Origin of the sequence: Vibrio genomosp. F10 str. 9ZD137, from assembly GCF_049974785.1 — a bacterium.
Taxonomy (GTDB): domain Bacteria; phylum Pseudomonadota; class Gammaproteobacteria; order Enterobacterales; family Vibrionaceae; genus Vibrio.
In genome coordinates this window covers 1-1774 of sequence record NZ_JBNGCJ010000409.1, presented here as the reverse complement: position 1 = coordinate 1774, position 1774 = coordinate 1, and the positions used below count along the sequence as shown (strand labels likewise).

Sequence of the window (1774 nt, the reverse complement as noted above, 5' to 3'; positions counted from 1 at the left end):
ACTGGCTACCACATTCCAGCGGTAACCATTGTTGATGAGCCTCGCTTCCAATGGCGTGGCGTTTCCTACGATACGTCTCGCCATTTTATTGAGTTCGACGTCTTGATTCGTCAACTTGATGCGATGGCTTCAGCGAAAATGAACGTGTTCCACTGGCACTTCTGGGATGACCAAGGTATTCGTATCCAAACCGATTCTTGGACACGTTTATGGTCTGAAAGCTCAGATGGTAACTACTACACCAAAGATCAGGTTCGTTACCTTGTTGAGTATGCACGCAACTTAGGTATTCGTGTGATTCCAGAGGTATCACTACCGGGGCACTCTTCTGCGGTAGCGCATGCTTATCCGCATCTAATGTCGGGGGGTGAAGGTCAAGCGTATGAACAAGAACGTGAGTGGGGAGTATTTGAACCACTCATGGATCCGTTAAACCCTGAGCTGTACGAAATGTTAGGCGATGTATTTGACGAAATGGTTGCGCTGTTCCCAGATGAGTATTTTCATATTGGCGGCGATGAACCAAACTACTCACAATGGATAAACAGCGACAAACACCAAGCTTTTATTGCTGAGAATAATCTCGATGGTGAGCGTGGCCTTCAATCGTATCTCAACATTAAAGTTGAGAAGATGTTAGAAGCGCGCGGTAAGAAGATGACCGGTTGGGATGAAATCTGGCACAAAGACTTGCCAACATCGATTGTGATCCAAAGCTGGCAAGGTCACGACAGTATTGGCCGTGCAGCGAAAGAAGGCTACCAAGGTATTCTATCGACAGGTTACTACCTCGATCAGCCGCAACCAACCAGCTACCACTACCGCAATGATCCGATTCCAAAAGGGATCACCGTTGATGATTCTCTTCATGCAGGAGAGAGCTTTGTGAGCTATCAATGGGAAAAGCCGTGTACTAAGGGTGGTCCACGTAAGGGGTTACTTACTATCATCGAAGCAACAGACGGAACACCTCGTGCGTTCGTTGACTACAATGGAAAATCCCGAGAAGAAGTCTTTATCAAGAAATACCAAGCGGGTGAAACGTTAGTCGCGCATTTCGATAACTTTATGTCGTACACAGAGTTTAATCTCAATCTTAATCAGAACGGCTTTGCAGAGGGAAGCTATCAACTTATCGGTAATGTACGTTGGCCAACAACGGGTGAAGTTATCGCCAGTAGCTCGCTCGAAGGCAGCGTGATTCCTAAGTCTGATGGTGGGTATCCAGCAGAGCTAACAGAAAAAGAGAAAGCACTTATACTAGGCGGTGAAATCACTATCTGGCTTGAGAACAAAGACACCCATACCGTAGAGTCGTACCTATGGCCTCGTAGCTACGCAATCGCAGAAAGATTATGGTCGGATGCGTCAATCACTGATGAAGAGAGTATGTATGAGCGTATGGCGGTGATGGATAATTGGTCAGAGGTTTCTGTGGGCTTGCGTCATCATGCTAACGCCGATATGTTGCTTAAACGCTTGGCGAAAGGGCAAGATATTCAGCCGCTGCAAGCATTAGCGAGATATATGGAACCTGCGCAATATTATGCTCGAAACTGGGAAAAGTGGATTTCTACCGAGAATAACGGTGATCTTTACAATCAACATGAGCGTCTAAACCGCTTTGTTGATGCGCTGGTGGTTGAAAGCTACGCGGTGCGTGACATGGAAAAATTGGTTGCCGATTATGCTATGGGTAACAGCACGGCATTGGTGGATCTAGAAATGCACTTCAAAAACGTGCGCGAAGCCGCCATTGCGTCACAACCTATCT

1 protein-coding gene is annotated in these 1774 nt (G+C 46.7%); it reads left to right on the top strand.

Going from position 1 to position 1774, the window contains the following annotated elements; all coding sequences use genetic code 11:
* On the top strand, nucleotides 1-1774 hold a 1774-nt coding region (locus tag ACP45E_RS09440), incomplete at both ends, for a family 20 glycosylhydrolase (protein ID WP_069584924.1).